The organism is Pseudoxanthomonas broegbernensis (assembly GCF_014202435.1).
Classification (GTDB): domain Bacteria; phylum Pseudomonadota; class Gammaproteobacteria; order Xanthomonadales; family Xanthomonadaceae; genus Pseudoxanthomonas; species Pseudoxanthomonas broegbernensis.
This window is the reverse complement of sequence record NZ_JACHGU010000001.1, coordinates 264,375-279,801: the sequence shown is the minus strand read 5'-3', so window position 1 is coordinate 279,801 and position 15,427 is coordinate 264,375. Positions and strand designations below refer to the sequence as shown.

General features: G+C 73.1%; 13 protein-coding genes. All 13 read right to left on the bottom strand.

Annotation, left to right across the window (positions count from 1 at the left end; all coding sequences use genetic code 11):
* Positions 1-70: 70 nt before the first annotated feature.
* The 13 genes from ftsZ to rsmH all read right to left on the bottom strand — a co-directional run bounded on the left by ftsZ (position 71) and on the right by rsmH (position 15,425).
* Positions 71-1,324: a cell division protein FtsZ gene (gene ftsZ, locus HNR76_RS01205; protein WP_162311351.1), complete on the bottom strand. Its 1,254-nt coding sequence runs from the start codon at positions 1,322-1,324 to the stop codon at positions 71-73.
* Between the two features lie 184 nt (positions 1,325-1,508).
* Entirely contained in the window at positions 1,509-2,744 is a 1,236-nt protein-coding gene (gene ftsA / locus HNR76_RS01200; RefSeq protein ID WP_162311352.1) for a cell division protein FtsA, read from the bottom strand.
* Complete coding sequence (locus HNR76_RS01195) at positions 2,741-3,571, bottom strand: cell division protein FtsQ/DivIB (protein WP_162311353.1); 831 nt, start codon at positions 3,569-3,571, stop codon at positions 2,741-2,743. Before HNR76_RS01195 ends, ftsA begins: the two co-directional genes overlap by 4 nt.
* Positions 3,568-4,521 (bottom strand): D-alanine--D-alanine ligase, encoded by a 954-nt coding sequence (locus tag HNR76_RS01190; protein ID WP_162311354.1) that lies wholly within the window; start codon positions 4,519-4,521, stop codon positions 3,568-3,570. Before HNR76_RS01190 ends, HNR76_RS01195 begins: the two co-directional genes overlap by 4 nt.
* Positions 4,518-5,957: a UDP-N-acetylmuramate--L-alanine ligase gene (gene murC / locus HNR76_RS01185; RefSeq protein ID WP_162311355.1), complete on the bottom strand. Its 1,440-nt coding sequence runs from the start codon at positions 5,955-5,957 to the stop codon at positions 4,518-4,520. Before murC ends, HNR76_RS01190 begins: the two co-directional genes overlap by 4 nt.
* Positions 5,954-7,042, bottom strand: a complete 1,089-nt coding sequence (gene murG, locus HNR76_RS01180) for an undecaprenyldiphospho-muramoylpentapeptide beta-N-acetylglucosaminyltransferase (RefSeq protein WP_162311356.1) — start codon at positions 7,040-7,042, stop codon at positions 5,954-5,956. Before murG ends, murC begins: the two co-directional genes overlap by 4 nt.
* Positions 7,039-8,367, bottom strand: a complete 1,329-nt coding sequence (gene ftsW, locus HNR76_RS01175; protein ID WP_162311357.1) for a putative lipid II flippase FtsW — start codon at positions 8,365-8,367, stop codon at positions 7,039-7,041. Before ftsW ends, murG begins: the two co-directional genes overlap by 4 nt.
* On the bottom strand, positions 8,367-9,452 hold the full coding sequence (gene mraY, locus HNR76_RS01170) for a phospho-N-acetylmuramoyl-pentapeptide-transferase (RefSeq protein ID WP_162311358.1): 1,086 nt from the start codon (positions 9,450-9,452) through the stop codon (positions 8,367-8,369). The genes ftsW and mraY overlap by 1 nt, the downstream gene beginning before the upstream one ends.
* The gene (locus HNR76_RS01165) at positions 9,442-10,878 is read right to left on the bottom strand and encodes a UDP-N-acetylmuramoyl-tripeptide--D-alanyl-D-alanine ligase (protein WP_162311359.1); all 1,437 of its coding nucleotides are present in this window, start codon (positions 10,876-10,878) and stop codon (positions 9,442-9,444) included. The genes mraY and HNR76_RS01165 overlap by 11 nt, the downstream gene beginning before the upstream one ends.
* Entirely contained in the window at positions 10,875-12,368 is a 1,494-nt protein-coding gene (locus HNR76_RS01160) for a UDP-N-acetylmuramoyl-L-alanyl-D-glutamate--2,6-diaminopimelate ligase (RefSeq protein WP_162311360.1), read from the bottom strand. Before HNR76_RS01160 ends, HNR76_RS01165 begins: the two co-directional genes overlap by 4 nt.
* A complete protein-coding gene (locus HNR76_RS01155; protein ID WP_162311361.1) occupies positions 12,365-14,191 on the bottom strand; it encodes a peptidoglycan D,D-transpeptidase FtsI family protein in 1,827 nt (608 codons plus the stop codon). Before HNR76_RS01155 ends, HNR76_RS01160 begins: the two co-directional genes overlap by 4 nt.
* The gene (gene ftsL / locus HNR76_RS01150; protein ID WP_162311362.1) at positions 14,188-14,451 is read right to left on the bottom strand and encodes a cell division protein FtsL; all 264 of its coding nucleotides are present in this window, start codon (positions 14,449-14,451) and stop codon (positions 14,188-14,190) included. The genes HNR76_RS01155 and ftsL overlap by 4 nt, the downstream gene beginning before the upstream one ends.
* On the bottom strand, positions 14,448-15,425 hold the full coding sequence (gene rsmH, locus HNR76_RS01145; RefSeq protein WP_162311393.1) for a 16S rRNA (cytosine(1402)-N(4))-methyltransferase RsmH: 978 nt from the start codon (positions 15,423-15,425) through the stop codon (positions 14,448-14,450). Before rsmH ends, ftsL begins: the two co-directional genes overlap by 4 nt.
* Positions 15,426-15,427 lie beyond the last annotated feature (2 nt).

The window sequence follows — 15,427 nt, the reverse complement described above, 5'->3', positions numbered from 1 at the left end:
GCAGCAAGGAACCACGGACTTCCGGAAACCGCGGCGCGCTTGGCGGGCGCGCCTTCCGGGCAACACGGGATCAGTCGGCCTGGCGGCGCAGGAAAGCGGGAATGTCCAGGTAGTCGCTGGGCAGCTCGGCGGGCACCGGCGCGCTGGCCGGCGACGACGTGGCCGCCGCCGCGCCCGCGGTGCCGCTGCGGCGCAGGCCCAGGCCGCCGACCGCACCGGCCACCGGGTCGGCGTTGAAGCCTTCGTCGATCGGCAGGCCGGTGGTGCCGTCGCGGACCAGGCGCACGGGCGCGCGCGCCGGCTCGCGCAGGCCGAATTCGGCACGGCCGGCGTCGCCGCCGCGCACCGGCTGCCGCGCCACGGAGCGGTTCAGGCCGGTGGCGACCACGGTCACCCGCACCTCGTCCTGCATCTCCGGGTCGAGCACGGTGCCCACCACCACGGTCGCGTCCTCCGAGGCGAAGCCCTCGACGGTGCGGCCGATCTCGTCGAACTCGGCCATGGTGAAGTCCGGGCCGGCGGTGATGTTGACCAGGATGCCGTTGGCGCCGGCCAGGTTGACGTCGTCCAGCAGCGGGTTCTGGATCGCCGACTCGGCCGCGGCCTGGGCGCGGTCGTCGCCGCGCGCGGTGCCGGTGCCCATCATCGCCAGGCCCATCTCGCTCATCACCGTGCGCACGTCGGCGAAGTCGACGTTGATCAGGCCCGGGCGCACGATCAGGTCGGCGATGCCCTGCACCGCGCCCTGCAGCACGTCGTTGGCGGCGCGGAACGCCTGCACCATGGTCGCGTTGCGCCCCAGCACGGTGATCAGCTTCTCGTTGGGGATGGTGATCAGCGAGTCGCAGTGCTGGCTCAGCTCCTCGATGCCCTTCAGCGCCACCTGCATGCGCCGGCGGCCCTCGAACGGGAACGGCTTGGTGACCACGGCCACGGTGAGGATGCCCATCTCCTTGGCCAGTTGCGCCACCACCGGCGCCGCGCCGGTGCCGGTGCCGCCGCCCATGCCGGCGGTGATGAACACCATGTCCGCGCCGTCCAGCGCGGCGATGATCTGCTCGCGGTCCTCCAGCGCGGCCTGGCGGCCGACCTCCGGGTTGGCGCCCGCGCCCAGGCCCTTGGTGACGTTGTCGCCGAGCTGCAACTGCAGCTTGGCGCCGCAGTTCTTGATCGCCTGCGAGTCGGTGTTGGCGGTGATGAACTCCACCCCGTCCACGCTGCTGTTGACCATGTGCGCCACGGCGTTGCCGCCGCCGCCGCCCACGCCGATGACCTTGATCACCGCGTTGGGAGCCATCTTCTCGATCAGTTCGAAATGTGCCATGTCCGTTGTCCTCTGATTATTCGTGCCGGCTTTCTGTGCTCCGGCGTTCTTGTCGGGGTACTGCGTTGTCGCCTTGGGGCCTTCCGGTATTGCCTGTTGACTCGCTTCCGCCTTCCCTTCCTTCTGTCGCGGCCATGCCGCTCCTACGGCAGCCGCGGCGTTCCACGCGCCGCGGGGTACATCGTCAGAACTCGCCGCGGTACCAGTTGCGCAGCTTCTTGAAGAAACTGCCCGCCCGGCCGCTGGGCAGCGACGGCCGGCGCGGGTGCTCGATCTGGCTGCCCATCAGCAGCAGGCCCACGCCGCTGGCGTGGACCGGGTTGCCCACCACCTCGCCCAGGCCGCTGACGTGCTGCGGGATGCCGATGCGCACCGGCATCTGCAGCATCTCCTCGGCCAGCTCGATCACGCCTTCCATCTTCGAGGCGCCGCCGGTCAGGACCATGCCCGCGCGCACCAGCTCCTCGAACCCGGAGCGGCGCAGCTCGGCCTGGACCATCTCGAAGATCTCCTCGTAGCGGCCCTGCACCGCCTGCGCCAGCGAGGCGCGCGGCATCCGCCGCGGCGGCCGGTCGCCGACGCTGGGCACCTGGATGCTTTCCTCGGCGGTGGCCAACTGCGCCAGCGCGCAGGCGTAGCGCACCTTGATCTGCTCGGCCTCCGGCGTGGGCGTGCGCAGCATGTGGGCGATGTCGTTGGTGACGTGGTCGCCGGCGATGGGCAGCGAGGCGGTGTGGCAGATCGCGCCCTGCACGAACACGGCGATGTCGGTGGTGCCCGCGCCCAGGTCCACCAGCACCACGCCCAGCTCGCGCTCGTCGGCGGTCAGCACCGCCACCGAGGAAGCCAGCGAGGACAGGATCAGGTCGTCCACCTGCAGGCCGCAGCGCTGCACGCACTTGGTGATGTTCTGCGCGGCCGACTGCGCGCAGGTGACCAGGTGCGCATGCACCTCCAGGCGCACGCCGGTCATGCCAACCGGGTTGCGGATGTCCTCCTGGGAGTCGTCCAGCACGTACTCGCGCGGGATCGCGTGGAGGATGCGCTGGTCGGCCGGGATCGCCACCGCCTTGGCCGCGTCCAGCACCCGGTCCAGGTCGGCCCAGGTGACCTCGCCGTCGCGGATCGGGACGATGCCCGGCGAGTTCTTGCACTGCACGTGGTTGCCGGAGATCGAGGCGTAGACCGAGCGGATCTCGCAGCCGGCCATCAGCTCGGCCTCCTCGACCGCGCGCTGGATCGACTGCACGGTCGACTCGATGTCCACCACCACGCCGCGCTTGAGCCCGCGCGATTCGTGGGAACCGATGCCGATCACCTCGATCGGGTTGCCCGGCGAGTACTCGCCCACCAGCGCCACCACCTTGGAGGTGCCGATGTCGAGACCGACGATGAGGGACTTGTCGCCTTTGCGGTTCATGTTTGGGAGCCGGGAACGGGGAACGGGAAGCGGGAAACGGGCGTTGTGGAAGCCGGGCCGGGGAATGCGCGGCGGACCGGAGCGGCGGCGGCCATCGCCCCTCCCGTCCCCCGGCCCCCGGTCCCCGCCCCCGGCTTCGCCCATTCCAGGGCGAAACCATTGGTGTAGCGCAGGTCCGCGCGCTGCAGCGGGCGCGCATGCCGGACCAGCAACTGCGGCAGCACGCGCACGAAGCGGGCCAGGCGCGCGCGCGCGTCGTGGCGCCCGATCACCACCACGGTGCCGTTGTCCAGCACCAGCGACCAGCTCCCGCGCGCGTCCATGCCCAGGCGCGCCACGCCGTAGCCCAGCGGCGCGAACAGGGCGCGGGTCTGGTCGTACAGCGCCACCACCTCGGCGGTGCGCGCATCGGGACCGTCCAGCCACGGCAGGTGCGCGTCGGCCAGGTCCTGCGGCAAGGGGAACAGGCGGCCGCGCTCGGACAGCAGCCGGTCCGTGCCCCAGCGCGCGAACGGCCGATGTTCGACCACCTGCACTTCCAGCACGTCGGGCCACTGCTTGCGCACCACCGCGCTCTCCACCCACGGCAGTTGCTCGACCGCGCGCTGGGCCTGCGACAGCCGCACCGCGAAGTAGCCGGTACGCGCGTGCTGCGCCAGTACCTGGCGCACCTGCTCGGCCTGGACGCGCTCGAACTGGCCGGTCACGCGCAGGCGCGACAGCGGCCAGCGCTCGGCGCCGACCCAGCCGTTGAGCACGGCCACCACCGGCGCGGCGACCAGCGCCACCGCCAGCAGCCAGGCCAGGATGCGCAGGACGGCGTTCATAGCGTCTGCTCCAGGATCCGCCAGCACAGTTCCTCGAAGCCGACGCCGACCTGGCCGGCGGCCTTGGGCACCAGCGAGTGGCTGGTCATGCCCGGCGCGGTGTTCACCTCCAGCAGGAAGAACGCGCCCGTGCCGCGGTCGCGCATCAGGTCCACCCGGCCCCAGCCGCCGCAGCCGGCCGCGCGGAACGCGGCCAGCGCCAGCGCGCCGACCTGCGCCTCGCCGGCCGCGTCCAGGCCCGGGCACAGGTACTGGGTGTCGTCGGCCCGGTACTTGGCGTGATAGTCGTACCAGCCCTTGGGCACGATCCGGATCGACGGCAGCGCCACGTCGCCGAGGATGCCGACGGTCAACTCGTCGCCGACCACCATCCGCTCCATCAGCAGCTCGCCCGGGTAGCGCGCGGCCAGCTCCACCGCGCCGTCCAGGCCCGCTTCGTCCGGCACCCGCGACACGCCGACGCTGGACCCTTCCGAGGACGGCTTGACGATCACCGGCAGGCCCAGGTCGCGCGCGGCCGCGTGCACGGTCGCCGCGTCCACGCCACGCGCCAGGCGCACGTAGCCCGGCGTGGGCAGGCCCAGCGACAGCCACACCTGCTTGGTCCTGATCTTGTCCATCGCCAGCGCCGAGCCGAGCACGCCCGAGCCGGTGTAGGGCACGCCCAGCGCCTCCATCAGGCCCTGGACCACGCCGTCCTCGCCGCCGCCGCGCTGGCCGTGGAGGATGTTGAACACGCGGTCGAAGCGCTTTTCCGCCAGCGCCGCCACCAGTGCCGCGATGCCGTCGACCGGGTGCGCGTCCACGCCGCGCGCGCGCAGCGCCTCCAGCACGTTGCGGCCCGAGTCCAGCGAGACCTCGCGCTCGGAACTGGTGCCGCCCAGGAGCACGGCGACGCGGCCGAACAGCGCCGGGTCGCTGGCGCGCGGCGGCGGCAGGTGCGCGCTCATGCCTGGCCTCCGGCGGCGGCGAAACCCTCGCTGGCGATCTGCTGGGCGATGTAGCCGATGTCGCCGGCGCCCATCATCAGCAGCAGGTCGCCGTCCTGCAGCACGTCGGGCAGCACCTGGGCCAGGTCGGCCACCTGCCCGACCACCACCGGCTCGCTGCGGCCGCGGGCGCGGATGGCGCGGGCCAGGGCGCGCGCGTCGGCCCCGGGGATCGGCGCCTCGCCGGCCGGGTAGACCTCGCTGAGCACCAGCGCGTCGGCTTCCGACAGCACCGCGGCGAAGGCGTCGAACTGGTCGCGGGTGCGGGTGTAGCGGTGCGGCTGGAAGGCCACCACCAGGCGCCGGTCCGGCCAGCCTCCGCGGGCGGCGGCCAGCACCGCGGCCAGTTCCTTCGGGTGGTGTCCGTAGTCGTCGACGATGCGCACGCGCGCGCCGGCCGCGGTGGCCACCTCGCCCAGGTCGTTGAAGCGCCGGCCGATGCCGGCGAACTTCTCCAGCGCCGAGGCGATGCTTGCCGAGGGCACCCCCAGTTGCCACGCCACCGCCGCCGCCGCCAGGGCGTTGAGCACGTTGTGGCGGCCCGGCAGCGCCAGGGTCACCGGCACCGTCGCGCCCTCGGGCAGGCGCAGGGTGAAGCGCATGCGGCCGCCGTCCTGGACGATGTCGTCGGCGCGCACGTCCGCGCCCGCGGCGGTGCCGTAGGTCATCACGTGGCGGGGCGTGCGCGCGGCCAGCGCGGCCACTTCCGGGTCGTCGATGCACAGCACCGCCAGGCCGTAGAACGGCAGGCGCTTGAGGAATTCGTCGAAGGCCGACTGCAGGCGGGCGAAGTCGCCGCCGTAGTTCTCCAGGTGGTCGGCGTCGATGTTGGTGATCACCGCCACCAGTGGGCTCAGGCGCAGGAAGCTGCCGTCGCTCTCGTCGGCCTCGGCCACCAGCCAGCGGCCGCCGCCGAGCTTGGCGTTGGCGCCGGCGGCCAGCAGCTGCCCGCCGATGACGAAGGTCGGGTCCAGCCCGCCCTCGCTGAGCACCGCGGCGGCCAGGCTGGTGGTGGTGGTCTTGCCGTGGGTGCCGGCCACCGCTATTCCGCGGCGGAAGCGCATCAGCTCGGCCAGCATCGCCGCGCGCGGCACGATGGGGATGCGCTGGCTGCGTGCCTCCATCAGCTCGGGGTTGTCCTCGCGGATGGCGCTGGAGACCACCACGCAGTCGGTGCCCAGCACGTTGGCCGCCGAGTGGCCGCGGACGATGCGCGCGCCCAGCCGCACCAGGCGGCGGGTGGCGGCGTTGTCGGCGGTGTCCGAGCCGGACACCTCGTAGCCCAGGGTCAGCATCACCTCGGCGATGCCGCTCATGCCGGTGCCGCCGATGCCGACGAAGTGCACGCGCGGGAAGGCGCGCACCAGGTCGTCGGTGTCGTCGAGGCGGCGGATCATGCGCAAGCTCCAGGTTCGGTGAGGGATTCTTCGAGGACGATGCCGGCGATGCGCGCGGCCGCGTCGGGGCGGGCCAGCGTGCGCGCGGCCTGGGCCATCGCCAGCCGGCGCGCCGGGTCGGCGGCCAGGGCGCGCAGCACGGGTTCCAGGTTCGCAGCCAGGTCCGCGTCCTGCTTCAGCAGCCGCGCGGCGCCGTGCTCGACCAGGTACTCGGCGTTGCGGGTCTGGTGGTCGTCGACCGCGGCGGCGAACGGCACCAGCACGCTGCCCACGCCGGCCGCGCACAGTTCGGCCAGGGTCGAGGCGCCGGCGCGGCACACCACCAGGTCGGCCCAGGCGTAGGCGGCGGCCATGTCGGCGATGAACGCCTCCACCGCGGCCTCCACCCCGGCCTCGGCGTAGGCGCGCACGGCCTCGTCGTGCAGCTTTTCCCCGCACTGGTGGCGCACCCGGATCGCCGTGCCGGCGAGCGCGGCCAGCGCGCGCGGCAGGGCCTGGTTGAGCGCGCGCGCGCCCTGGCTGCCGCCCAGCACCAGCAGGCGCAGGGGGCCTTCGCGGCCTGCCAGACGCTCGCCGGGCGGTGGCAGCGCGGCAATCTGCGCGCGCACCGGGTTGCCGGTGACTTCCTCGCGGGCGAAGCTGCCGGGAAAGCCGGCCAGCGTGCGCCGGGCGACCCGTGCCAGTACCCGGTTGGTCAGGCCCGGCGCGCGGTTCTGTTCGTGCACCAGCAGCGGCAGCCCGGCCAGCCGCGCCGCCAGCCCGCCGGGCCCGGAAGCGAAGCCGCCGAAGCCGATCACCGCCCGCGGCCGGCGCCGGCGCAGCGCCGCGCGCGCGGCGTTGACCGCCTGCAGCAGCGCCAGCGGCGCGCCCAGCAGCGCCAGCGCGCCCTTGCCGCGCACCCCGGCGATGGGCAGCGTATCGATCTCGATGCCGTGCCGCGGCACCAGCCGCGTCTCCATCGCCCCGGCCGCGCCCAGCCACACCACCGGCACACCGCGCGCGAGCAGTTCGTCGGCCACGGCCAGCGCCGGGAAGATGTGCCCGCCGGTGCCGCCGGCCATCACCATCACCGGGCGACCGTTCATGCGAAGCCCCCGAAGGTCGGCTCGACCCGCGAGGTGCCGCGCCCGTGCCTGGCGACCGGCGCACTCGCCGCAGCGCCCCGCACCGCGCTGCGGTAGGCACCGGCGGACACCGGCGCCACGGTCGGGGATTCGTCGGCGGGCTCCGCCGGCGCGGCATCCTGGCGCAGGCGCGCGACCTGCCGCTCGGCGCGATCCAGTTCGTAGGACACGCGCAGCAGCAGGCCGATGGCCACGCAGGTCATCATCACGCTGGAGCCGCCGGAGGACACCAGCGGCAGGGTCAGGCCCTTGGTCGGCAGCACGCCCAGGTTGACGCCGATGGACACGAAGCTCTGCATGCCGATCCACAGGCCCACGCCGAACGCCACGTAGCCGGGGAAATGGCGGCGCATCTCCACGCACTTCAGGCCCAGGTACAGGGCACGGCCCACCAGCAGCGCGTACAGCCCCACCACCGTGCACACACCGGCGAAGCCCAGTTCCTCGGCGATCACCGAGAAGATGAAATCGGTATGCGCCTCGGGCAGGTAGTTGAGCTTCTGCACCGAGGCGCCCAGGCCCACGCCGAACCATTCGCCGCGGCCCACCGCCATCAGCGCGTTGCTCAACTGGTAGCCCGAGCCGAGCTGGTCGGCCCACGGGTCCAGGAACGAGGTGATGCGGCGCATGCGGTACGGCTCGAAGATGGCCACCGCCGCCAGCAGGGGCAGGCCGATCACCACCGGCAGCGACATCCGCGGCAGGTTCACCCCGCCCAGCACCAGCATGCCGGCGGTGATCGCCAGCAGCAGCGTGGCCGAGCCGAAGTCGGGCTGGGCCAGCAGCATGCCCACCAGCAGCACGGCCACGCCCAGCGGCTTGAGCATCGCCGCCCAGGTGGCGTTGACCTCGTCGCGGAAGCGCACCAGGTAGCTGGCCAGCCAGACGATGTAGAGCACCTTCACCGCCTCCACCACCTGGAACCGCGACAGGCCCAGGTTGATCCAGCGCCGGGCGCCGTTGACGCTCACGCCCAGGCCCGGCAGCCACGGCAGCACCAGCAGCACCACGCAGCCCAGCAGCAGGAGCTGGTTGTACCTTTCCACCGTCTTCAGCTCGGTGCGCATGGCCACGACCGCCAGGCCGATGCCGACGGCGACGAAGAACACGTGCCGCACCAGGTAGTGGAACGGGCCCACGCCCAGGTTCTCGCCCACGGCGATCGAGGCCGAGGCGACCATCACCACGCCCAGGCAGGCCAGCGCCGCCACCGCGCCGTACAGCCACGGGTCGTAGCGGCCGCCGATGGCCTCCAGCCGGGTCGCCTGGCGCGAGAGGTCGTTCATCAGCGCACCTTCAGCGTGGCCAGGCCGACCAGCACGAGGATCACCGAGATGATCCAGAAGCGGACGATCACCCGCGGCTCCGGCCAGCCCTTCAGCTCGAAGTGGTGGTGGATCGGCGCCATCCGGAACACGCGCTTGCCGGTGAGCTTGAACGAGGCCACCTGGATCATCACCGACAGGGTCTCGATGACGAAGATGCCACCCATGACCACCAGCACCAGCTCCTGGCGCACGATCACCGCGATGGCGCCCAGCACCGCGCCCAGCGCCAGCGCGCCGATGTCGCCCATGAACACCATCGCCGGGTAGGTGTTGAACCACAGGAAGCCCAGCCCCGCCCCGGCGATGGCCGCGCAGATGATGGTCAGCTCGCCGGCGCCGGGCACCTGCGGGATCTGCAGGTAGTTGGAGAACACCGCGTTGCCCGAGGCATAGGCGAACACGCCCAGGCCGCAGGCGACCAGCACGGTGGGCATGATCGCCAGCCCGTCCAGGCCGTCGGTGAGGTTGACCGCGTTGGAGAAGCCGACGATCCAGAAGTAGGCGATGGCCACGAAGCCCACCCCCGCCAGCGGCAAGGCGATGGACTTGAACAGCGGCACGTAGAACGTGGTGGCCGCCGGCACGTCGGCGTACAGGTACAGGTACAGGCCGGCGGCCAGCCCGAAGACCGACTGCAGCAGGTACTTCCAGCGCGACTTCAGGCCGTTGGGGTCGCGCCGCACGATCTTGATCCAGTCGTCGTACCAGCCGATGGCGCCGTAGGCCAGCATCACCAGCAGCACCGTCCACACGTACTTGTTGCGCAGGTCGCCCCACAGCAGCACCGAGGCCAGCACGGTGAACAGGATCAGCGCCCCACCCATGGTCGGCGTGCCGGCCTTGGAGAAGTGCGACTGCGGGCCGTCCTTGCGGATCGGCTGGCCGCCCTTGAGCTGGCCGAGCCTGCGGATCACCGCCGGCCCCCACCACAGCGACAGGAACAGCGCCGTCAGCGCCGCCAGGATGCCGCGGAAGGTCAGGTAGCCGAACAGGCCGAAGAAGTTCTCCAGTCCCTGCAGCCAGCGCGCCAGTTCAAGCAGCATCCGTAGCGTCCCCTTGCGCCAGCAGCGCGTTCACGATCCGATCCATCGCGCTGCCGCGCGACCCCTTCACCAGCACGGTCGGCAGCGGCCGCGGCACGCCGCCGTCCACCTGCGCCTGGCCCTTCGCTTCCCGGCTCCCGGCCGCGCCGATGTCCGCCCGCAGCGCCGCGGCCAGTTCCGCATGGCTGGCGAACACCCGGCCACCCTCGCCGAAGGCGCCCGCGGCCGCCGCGCTCAGCGGACCGAGCGCATACAGCCGGGACAGCCCGGCCTCGCGCGCGTGGCGGCCGGCCTGTGCGTGCAGCGCCTCGGCGTCGGGGCCGAGTTCGCGCATGTCGCCCAGCACCAGCCAGCCTTCGCCGCCGCAGGCCGCCAGGGTCTGGATGGCGGCCGCCAGCGAGCCCGGGTTGGCGTTGTAGCTGTCGTCGACGAGCTGGATACCGCCCGCCAGCGCGTGCGCCACCTGCCGGCCCGGCACCGGCCGCGCCTGGGCCAGCCCGGCGGCGATGACCGCCAGCGGCACTTCGCAGGCCAGGGCGATGGCGGCGGCGGCCAGCGCGTTGCGCAGGTTGTGGCGGCCGGGCAGCGCCAGCGCCACCTCGGCCTCGCCCTGCGGGGCGACCAGCACGAAGCGGCTGCCGTCCCCGGCGGCGCGGATGTCGCGCGCGCTCACCTCGGCGCCGCTCTCCAGGCCGAAGCGCAGCACCCGGCGTCCACCGTCGGCGGCGCCGATCGCCTCCTGCTCGAACCACGCGCCGAAGGCGTCGTCGGCGTTGACCACCGCCACCCCGCCTTCGCCCAGGGCCTGGTAGATCGCGCCCTTGGTCCGGGCCACGCCCAGCAGGCTGCCCATCCGCTCCAGGTGCGCGGCGGCGACGTTGTTGACCAGGGCCACGTGCGGCGGCGCCACTGCGGCCAGGTAGGCGATGTCGCCGGGCTTGCCGGCGCCCATCTCGTAGACGGCGAAGTCGGCATCCTCGGGCGCGTCGATCACCGCCAGCGGCAGGCCGATCTCGTTGTTGCGGTTGCCGGGGTTGGCATACGCCTTGCCGGCGCGCTGCAGGATCGACAGCACCAGCGCCTTGACCGTGGTCTTGCCGTTGCTGCCGGTGATGGCGACCACCCGGGCCGGGCGGTCGCGCTGCAGGCCGGCGGCAATGCCGGCCAGCGCGCGCTGGCTGTCGGCCACCACCACCTGCGGCGCCTCCACCTGCAGCGGGCGCTCGACCAGCAGCGCCACCGCGCCGCGGGCCACCGCCTCGGCGGCGAAGTCGTGGCCGTCGAAGCGCTCGCCGCGCAGCGCCACGTACAAGCCGCCGGCGGCCAGCGCGCGGGTGTCGTGGACGATGGCGTCCACCGCCACGTCCTCGCCGTGCAGTTCGCCGCCGGCCCAGTGCGCGATCAGCGAGAGCGGGAGGCGGTTCATGCCCGGCCCTCCGGCGCAGGCGCGGCACGCGCGTCCAGCGCCGCGCGCGCCACCTGGGTGTCGTCGAAGGGATGGCGCACGCCGGCCACCTCCTGGTAGGGCTCGTGGCCCTTGCCGGCGACCAGCACGATGTCGTCCGGGCCGGCCTGGCCGATGGCGCGGGCGATGGCGCGGGCGCGGTCGCGCTCGACCGCCGCGCCGGCGGGCGCGTCGAAGCCGGCGACGATGTCGGCCACGATCGCATCGCCGTCCTCGCCGCGCGGGTTGTCGTCGGTGACGATCACCAGGTCGGCGCGCCGCTCGGCGATCCGCGCCATCTGCGGACGCTTGCCGCGGTCGCGCTCGCCGCCGCAGCCGAACACGCACACCAGCCGCGCGGCGGCGTGCGCGCGCAGGCTCTCAAGGGCCTGTTCCAGCGCATCGGGCGTGTGCGCGTAGTCGATCACCACCAGGGGCAGCGCACCGTCGCCGCCGAGGCGGTTCATGCGCCCGGGCACCGGCTGCAGCCGCGACAGGGTCGCGGCGATGGCGTCCGGCGCATCGCCCAGCGCATGCATGACACCGGCCACCGCCAGCAGGTTGTCGACGTTGAACCTTCCCAGCAGCGGCGAGCGCACCGGATGCGACTGCCCGCCGTCCACCAGTTCGAAGGCGATGCCGCGGCCGTCCATCCGCACTTCCTCGGCACGCAGGCGCGCATCCGCCTGGCCGCGCGAGCTGATGCCCACCGCCCGTACATCCGGCGCCAGCGCCGCGTGCAGGCGACGGCCGTAGGCGTCGTCCAGGTTCAGCACCGCCGCCTTCAGCCCCGGCCATGCGAACAGCCGCGCCTTGGCCGCGCCGTAGGCGTCCATGTCGCCGTGGTAGTCCAGGTGGTCGCGGGTGAGGTTGGTGAACACCGCCACGTCGAAGCGCACGCCGTCCACCCGGCCCTGGTCCAGCGCGTGCGAGCTGACCTCCATGGCCACCGCCTGCACGCCCTCGTCGCGCAGCCCGCCCAGCAGCGCGTGCATGCGCAGCACCAGCGGGGTGGTGAAGCCGGTCGGCCGCACCTGGCCGTGGCGCCCGGCGCCGAGCGTGCCGATGCTGCCGCTGCGCAGGCCGCGCAAGTGCCAGGCCTGGGCCAGCAACTGCACGGTGGAGGTCTTGCCGTTGGTGCCGGTGACCCCGACCATCGTCATCGCGTGGGAGGGATGGCCATGGAAATGGTCGCCCATCGCGCCCAGGCGCGCGCGCAGGCCGGGCACGGCAATGGCGTCGGCCGGCGCCGGGTGCGCATCCGGCGCCGGTGGCTCGAACAGGATCGCGGCCGCGCCGGCGTCGCGGGCCTGCCCGGCGTAGGCCAGGCCGTGCGCGCCGAAGCCGTCGATGGCCACGAAGGCGTCGCCCGGCTCGACCTGGCGGCTGTCCATCGCCAGCCCGGAAACGACGATGTCGCGCGGCAGCGCGACGTCGGGCAGGAGCAGCGACAGCGGTACCTGGCGCTTCATGGCCGCCCTCCGTCGCCGGCGCCCAGCTCGGCCATGGCCGGCGGGATGGTCGAATCGTCGAACGTCTCCTCGATCGCCTGCGGCAGCGGCGCCACCGCCGCCTGCCGCCTGGCCTCGCCCTTGGCCTGGGCGGCCAGCCAGGTCTCGATGTCGTCCGGCGCCACGTCCATCAGCCGCAGCGCATCCTCCATCACGCTGCGGAACACCGGCGCCGACACCAGGCCGGCGAAATAGGACCCGCTCTGCGGGTCGTTGATCACCACCACGGTGGCGAAGCGCGGGTTGGAGGCCGGCACCAGGCCGGCGAAGGTGGTGGTGTAGCGCCGCGCGTAGCCGCCGGCCGCGGCCTGGCGCGCGGTGCCGGTCTTGCCGGCCACGTGGTAGCCCAGGATCGCGGCCTGGGTGGCGGTGCCGCCCGGCTCGGTCACCGTCTGCATCATCGCCAGCACCTGGTCGGCGATCTCCGGCCTGACCGCCTGGCGCGGCTCGTTGATCTGGCCCTTGACGAAGGTCGGGGGAATCAGCCGGCCATGGTTGCCCAGCGCCGCGTAGGCCTGGGCGATCTGCAGCGGCGTGGCCGACAGGCCGTAGCCGTAGGACATGGTGGCCTTGGTCAGGCCGTTCCACCGCGCCGGCGGCATCAGCACCCCGGCCGCCTCGCCGGGAAAGCCGCTGTGCGGGGCGCTGCCGTAGCCGAAGCCGCGGATGAAGTCGTAGAAATACTGGTTGGGCAGCGGCTCGGACAGCTTCACCGAGCCCAGGTTGGAACTCTTGGTGATGATGCCGGTGACGTCCAGCACCCCGTAGTTGCGGTGGTCGCGGATGGTGTAGCGGCCCAGCGCCATGTAGCCGGGGCTGGTGTCGAAGCGCGTGGCCGCGGTGATCCTGCCGGCATTGAGCGCGGCGGCCACGGTGATCGGCTTCATCGTCGAGCCGGGCTCGACCAGGTCGGTCACCGCGCGGTTGCGGTGGGCGTCCTGGGCGCCGCCGGCGACCGCGTTGGGGTTGTACCCGGGCAGGTTGACCATGGCCAGGACCTCGCCGGTGGCCACGTCCAGCACCACCACCGAGCCGCTGCTGGCCTTGTGCGCGGTCAGCGCGTTGCGCAGCTCGCGGTAGGCCAGGAACTGGATCCGGCGGTCGATGCTCAGGGTCAGGTCCTTGCCCGGCTCGGCGGCGCGCACCAGGTCGATGTTCTCGACGATGCGGCCGTGGCGGTCGCGGATCACGCGCTTGCTGCCGGGCTTGCCGCGCAGCCATTCGTCGAAGGCCAGCTCCAGCCCTTCCTGGCCGCGGTCGTCGATGTTGGTGAAGCCCAGCACGTGCGCCATCGCCTCGCCCTGGGGGTAGAAGCGGCGGAACTCGCGCTGCGAGAACACGCCCGGCACGTTGCGCGCCAGGATCGCCCGGGCCTGGTCCGGGTTGATCCGGCGTTTGAGGTAGACGAACTCCTTGTCCGCGCGCTGCGACAGGCGGCTGGTGAGCTGGTCCAGCGGCACGCCCAGGGCCGCCGCCAGCTCGGGCAGGCGGTCGGGATGGCGCAGCAGCTCCTGCGGGTTGCCCCACACCGATTCCACCGGCGTGGACACGGCCACCGGCTCGCCGTTGCGGTCGGTGATCATGCCGCGCGAGGTCGGGATCGGGATCTCGCGCACGAAGCGCGCCTCGCCCTGGCGCTGGTAGAAGTCCGCGTCCACCAGTTGCACGTAGGCCGCCCGGCCCACCAGCGCCACCGAGGCCAGGCCCAGCGCGGCGCCGACCAGCAGCAGCCGGCTGCGCAGGCTGAAGCTGCCGCGGCGGCGGTGGCTGCGGGGTGCGCTCATGGCCGCACCACCACGATGTCGTCGGCCTCGGGGAACTTCATCCCCAGGCGCGACTGGGCGAGCTGGTCGATGCGGTTGGCCTGCGCCCAGGTGGCCTGCTCCAGTTGCAGTCGGCCGAACTCGATGTTCAGCTCGTCGCGCTCGCGCTCCAGCCGGGTCAGATCGACGAACAACTGGCGATGGCGGTAGCGCTCGTAGACCACGCCGATGGCGCTGCCCACCGTGGCCAGCAGCAGGGCGACGAGCAGCAGGCGGCTCATGGCTGTCGCTCCAGCTTCTGCGCCACCCGCAGCACCGCGCTGCGCGCGCGCGGGTTGGCGGCCAGCTCGTCCTCTTCGGCGCGGATCGCCCCGCCGATGGCGGCCAGCGCCGGCACGAAGGCCTGCGCCGGGGGCAGCCGGCGGTTGGCCGGCGGCGCCTTGGCGTGGCCGGCGACGAAGCGCTTGACGATGCGGTCCTCCAGCGAGTGGAAGCTGATCACCGCCAGCCGGCCGCCGGGCCTGAGCGCGGCCAGGGCCGCATCCAGCCCGGCCTCCAGGTCGGCCAGCTCGCGGTTGATGTGGATGCGGATGGCCTGGAAGCTGCGGGTGGCGGGGTGGATCCGGCTCTTGTCGGCACCGGATTTGCCGCGCGGCATGGCCGAGGCGATGAGCTCGGCCAGTTGCGCGGTGCGCTCGATCGGCTGCTGTGCGCGGCGGGCGACGAGGGCGCGGGCGATGCGCCGGCTCTGCCGCTCCTCGCCGTAGCGCCACAGCACGTCGGCGATCTCCGCCTCGTCGGCGTCCGCCAGCCACTGTGCCGCGCTCCGGCCCGACTCCGGGTCCATGCGCATGTCCAGCGGGCCATCCTTGCCGAAGGAAAAGCCGCGCTGCGCCTGGTCAAGCTGCGGCGAGGACACGCCCAGGTCGAACAGCACGCCATCCAGGCCCTGCGCCTGCTCCCAGCCGCCGAGCGCGGCGAAGCTGCCGCGCCGGATCGACACGCGCGCATCGCCGCCGAAGCTGGCCTCGGCCTCCGCGATCGCTTCCGGGTCCTTGTCCATCAGCAGCAGCCGGCCTCCCGGGCCGAGTCGTTGCAGCACCCCGCGCGCATGGCCGCCGCGCCCGAAGGTGCCGTCCAGGTAACGTCCGTCCTCGATCACCCGCAGCCCGTCCATCACCTGCGCGAACAGCACCGGCAGGTGCGCCGCCGGCGTCTGCGGCACCGGGTGACCGGACTGCGCCTGTTCGCGCATCC